Raw genomic sequence first — 4,728 nt, 5'->3', positions numbered from 1 at the left:
GTCACGCCAGGGCTGCGGCCCCCATCAATATTCGCGCGTCGCATCCACTTGTGCAGCGTCATCGGGTGCACACCGAAGTCGTTGGCGACCTGCTCGATCGTGACGCCTTCTCCACGATCACGAGCCACCCGGATCGCATCGTCTCGGAGCTCCTGGGGGTACGGCTTGGGCACAGCTACATCCTTCCCGACCGCCCGAAGGCAAGCCAGATCAGATGTCACCTATCCGTGCAGCAGTCCCTAGCGACAGTCCCGCGCGGATACTGGGGAACTAAACCAGGAGTACGTTAAACGGTTTCGTTGTTCGGCCACCAGCTGGTTTTGCCTAGTAGTGTCGCGATGGCCGGCACGACGATGGTGCGCACTATAAAGGTGTCGAGCAGTAGTCCGATACCGATGATCAGTCCAACTTGGGTCATGATGGAGATCGAGCCAGCCATGAGGCCGAACATGCTGGCAGCGAAGATGAGGCCGGCCGAGGTGATGACCGATCCGGTGTTGGTGACGGTTCGTAGAACGCCGATTCGTATGTTGTTCTGGGATTCCTCGCGTAGGCGAGAGATGAGCAGCATGTTGTAGTCTGCGCCGACGGCGACGAGGACTATGAAAGCCAATAGCGGTACAGGCCAGGCGATCTCGGTTTTGAGGATGTGTTGGAAGATTAGGACGCCGATGCCCAGTGCCGCGGTGTAGTTGAGGACGACGGTTCCTAGGAGATACAGCGGTGCGATGAGTGCTCGGAGGAGAAGGATTAGGATCAGGCCGACGATGATGAGGGTTGCCAGTGCCAGGAGTTGAAAGTCGTCGGCGAGTAGGCGTTGCAGGTCGGCGTTGATGGCGGGGAATCCGGCGATTGCGATGTGGGAGTCCTCCAGGGTGGTGTTCGGTCTGGCGGCGTTTGCAACATCGGTGATGGTGTTGGTCAGTTGTATGGCTTCGGTGCTGTAGGGGTCGAAGCTGGTTTGTATTGCGTAGCGCACGGTATGGCCGTCGGGCGAGACGAATTGGCGAGCGACATCGACAAAGCGGCGGTCTGCGTTGGCTTGAGGTGGCAGGTAGAAGCCGGTCGCGGAGTCTGTTCCGGCGGTTTCGCGGGCGGAGGTTTGGAGTTGCGTGGCTAGGGTGGCCATCCCGGCTAGTTGCTGAAGGTTGCTGTCGATCAGCGCGGACACGCCGTCGGCGAGTTGTCGTGATCCTGCGGCGAGCTGACTCACGCCAGTTTGGAGTTGAGTGATCTTAGCGGGCAGGTCTTGGTTGTTGATGGTGCTCAGGGTGGAGTTGAGGGAGTTGACGGTTGCGGTGAGTTGGTCGGTGACCGTCGTGAGGGGTGTGTCTAGTTGTGCGAGTTGTGTTGACAGGGTGGTGATCTGGTCGAGCAGTCCACTCCCTAGTGTGGCGTTGAGGTCGCGAATCTGTGCGCGCAGGGTTGCGCACTGGGGGACTTGGGCGCACCAGGGCGCTGAGTCGAGGAGGGGTAGGATTGAGGTCACTGTTGTCAGCGCCGCGGATGTTTGGCGGGTCAGGGCGGCAAGTTGTGGGGCGTTCTGTGAGGCGCGGTCGAGTGCGGGCGCGGACGCGGCGAGCTGGCGCAGGAGTGGTTGGTACTGCTGGATTTGTTGACCGGCGGTGCTTGCTTGGGTGAGGATACCGGCGAGTGGCGTCAGGTTGAGGCGTAGCTGGGTGTCGAGTTGGGCCAGCCCGTCGGCGAGCTGGTTGGCACCGGAGCGCAACTGCTCGAGGTCGCCTTTTCGTTGCTGGCCGTCTGCGACGGCGCCTGCCACCTGGTCCCCGATCTGACCGTTCTGCCACGACAGCTCGGCCTGTTCGAGTTTGTCGCCGGTGGGGCGGGTGACGCCGATGACGCGAGTCACCCCGGGAATTTGGGATACCCGCGAAGCCATCTGCTCGAGGTCGGCAAGTCCGCTGGCGGTGCGTAGGTCGATCGGCGCATCCACCACAAGAAACTCAGCAACCGTCACATCTGTGGGGAAATGGCGGTCAAGCAGCGCATATCCCTGGTTGCTGTCGGTCGTCGCGGGTTGGCCCTGGCGGTCGTCATAGGTGATGTGGATACCCATCGCGATCGTGCTCAGCACGATCAGCCCCACCATCGTTATAGCGAGAAGGGGGACTGGGCGGCGGACGACAAGCACCGCCACGCGATTCCAGTACTTGCGCGTGAGGTCTCGTCGGGGGTTGCCCCAACCGAAGCGGGCTGCCCACTGCAGCACCGGCGGCAGCAAGGTGACAGTGGCGAGGAACCCGATGAGGATCGCGATCGCGCAGGCCGGACCCAAGGTGGAAAAGACGCTCAGTTCGCCGAACGCCATAGCCAGGAATGCCAGTGCCACCGTCGCCGCCGAGGCCAAGATGACCCGTCCGATCGTCGCTGTAGCGTCCACAAGAGCATCCGCGGTAGGCGCGCCTTGGCGCAACCGCTCGTGATAGCGGCTGATGAAAAAGACTGAGTAGTCCACCCCGGCCCCGAGCAGAATGACCGTCATGAATGCGACGGTGAACTGAGACACCGGCATTCCGAGCTCACCTAGTGCGGACAAGACGCCGCGGCCCACCCCAAGGCTGACACCAATCACCAGCAACGGCACCAGTGCTGTGAACAGCGATCGGTACACCACCAGCAAGATCAGGGCGATCAGCGCGACTGTGGCCAAAGTGATCACGACCAGGTCGCTCTCGGCACTCACGATCTGATCACTGAAGGTGGCTGCGGGTCCGGTGACATGAACCGCGGTACCAGTATCTTCAAACACCCGGCGTGCGGTTTCGCGGACGGTTTCCACCGCATGAGTCGCCGCCGGACCGCCCAGGGTCCCCGAGACCCCGACGGGCAGATACCAGGCCTTGCCATCCTCACTCAACGCCTGGCGGGCAGTGATCGGATCCGACAGCAAGTCACGAACCGATTGCACATCGTCAAAATTTTCACGGAGCTGTAGGACCAACGCGTCGTATCGCTCTCGCGTGACCTCTGTAAGCCCATTCGGGTTCTCCATGGTCACGAAGACAGTGGTCTTAGCGCCCTTTTCCCCGAATGCGCCACCCATTTGATCAAGAGCTTGAAAGGACGGAACCCCTGCAGGGATCGGATCTACCGATTGCTGCCGCACCACCGTCTCCAACTGAGGAAACAGCACCGCCAACACCACCCCGACAGCTATCCACACCCCGATGACCAGGGACTTGTGCGTCAAAGTGAACCGCGCGATTCGTCCCAACGTGGAGCTGTACTCGCTGCGCTCGACCAACGGCCGCCTTGCCAAGCGCTTGTCATCGGGACGATGGACCACCATACGCAGTACCTCACCAACTCATCTGGCCCACAGTGGAACCATCGGTAGCGCTACGCTACAAGTTGTAGCGTAAAAGTGGAAGGCGGTGAGGCTATGTAGGCGGGCGCCGCCTGTGCGCCGCAAGAAAGTCATCGACGAGGCGCTCGAGATCAGCGACATCCATCGCGCGAATCCCGGTGAGCTTGGCGAAGACCAGAGGGCCTGCCAGCTGAGTGATCGCCATGGTCAAGTCCGGATCGTCGAGTTCAGCGGCGGCCGCGCTACTTGTCAACACTCGATCAAAGGGTTCTCGGTACTGGTTGACTACGCGCATCCGCAACGGCCCCAATGCGTTTGGTTCTTCGCCAGGTTGCTTGGGAACCATTGCCAACCAAGCCAGTGTGGTCAACTGCAACGGAGCCTGTTCGATGAGAGCAGCCTGGCGTTGCATCAATGTGACCAGGTCATCGCGAATCGATTGCGAGGTTTCAGGGTTGTCCACCTGAGGCAACAACCGCTCGAAGGCTGCTGCCACCAGGTCCGTGGTGCTCTCAAAATGTCGATACAGCGTGGTGCGGGCTACGCGAGATAGCCGGGTTACAGCCTCCACGGTGACCGCTTCGACCCCACCGCTGCTGAGCAGGGTCGCGGCAGCATCCAACAACCGCGCCCGCGAGCGAACCCGCCTCGGGTCCACATCATCGATATCGGCGATCTCCACCCTTGCCCACTTCCCGCTCCAGACCAACAGCACAAACGATACCGTCGGTAACAGAACGAAACTGCGAGTGCTCGAACACCGAACGAGGACCGCAGAGAGGACCACCCAATGGGCTTCGATCAGCGGCTACCAGCGCACTCGCCATCATGTATGGGATGTGGCAGCGACAACCCCAGCGGACTCCAGCTCGAGGTATACAGGCATGACGACCACGTCTACGCTGATCTAACCTTCGACGAACGCCAATCAGGAGCACCCGGCCTAGCTGTACCGACCCGGGACGTTAGGTACGGCGTTCGGCGAGTCGACGTGACATAGGGAAGACCTCCGAGTGAGGTGTGGAGCTGTCTAAGAACCGCTCCTCAACCCGGAGGTCTTCATGTCCCACCGTAATTCACCGCTGTCCCCGACTGGCCGGTTGCGTCTGGCTCGGTGTGTTGTGGACGACCGGTGGCCACTGCGCCGCGCAGCTGACCGGTTCAACGTGTCAGTCACCACGGCCAAGCGATGGGCGGATCGCTACCGCGACCACGGGCCGGCCGGAATGGGTGATCGGTCCAGCCGGCCCCGATCGTGTCCGCATCGCACCAGCCGGCGCCGGGAACGCCGGGTCGTCGGGTTACGCGTCTCCCGCCGCTGGGGGCCAGCCCGGATCGGATACCACCTGGGGTTGAACGTCTCCACGGTGCACCGCATCCTCACCCGCTACGGCTGCCTA

Annotated in this window: 3 protein-coding genes and 1 pseudogene; 2 read left to right on the top strand and 2 right to left on the bottom strand. The window is 61.7% G+C overall.

Translation table 11 applies throughout. The annotated features are described in order from the left end of the window. Positions 1–286: 286 nt before the first annotated feature. Positions 287–3,310 (bottom strand): MMPL/RND family transporter, encoded by a 3,024-nt coding sequence (locus tag OSB52_RS24485; RefSeq protein WP_005194693.1) that lies wholly within the window; start codon positions 3,308–3,310, stop codon positions 287–289. Between the two features lie 91 nt (positions 3,311–3,401). Next, positions 3,402–4,010, bottom strand: a complete 609-nt coding sequence (locus OSB52_RS24480; protein WP_005194691.1) for a TetR/AcrR family transcriptional regulator — start codon at positions 4,008–4,010, stop codon at positions 3,402–3,404. A gap of 108 nt (positions 4,011–4,118) precedes the next feature. Here OSB52_RS24480 and OSB52_RS24475 point away from each other — a divergent pair. After that, a pseudogene (locus OSB52_RS24475) lies at positions 4,119–4,277 on the top strand (PaaI family thioesterase); the annotation flags it as partial. Positions 4,278–4,389: 112 nt separating this feature from the next. Beyond that, a partial coding sequence (locus tag OSB52_RS24470) for a helix-turn-helix domain-containing protein (protein ID WP_266063939.1) occupies positions 4,390–4,728 on the top strand: 339 nt, incomplete at its 3' end.

Origin of the sequence: Gordonia aquimaris, assembly GCF_026262595.1 — a bacterium.
In the GTDB taxonomy this organism is placed as follows: domain Bacteria; phylum Actinomycetota; class Actinomycetes; order Mycobacteriales; family Mycobacteriaceae; genus Gordonia; species Gordonia tangerina.
Note: the sequence above shows the minus strand (reverse complement) of the source record. Positions and strands in the feature narration are given on the sequence as shown.

Bases quoted from the DNA above. Each gene is read 5' to 3' on its own strand.
- OSB52_RS24485 (WP_005194693.1), bottom strand. From the start codon at position 3,310: ATGGTGGTCCATCGTCCCGATGACAAGCGCTTGGCAAGGCGGCCGTTG.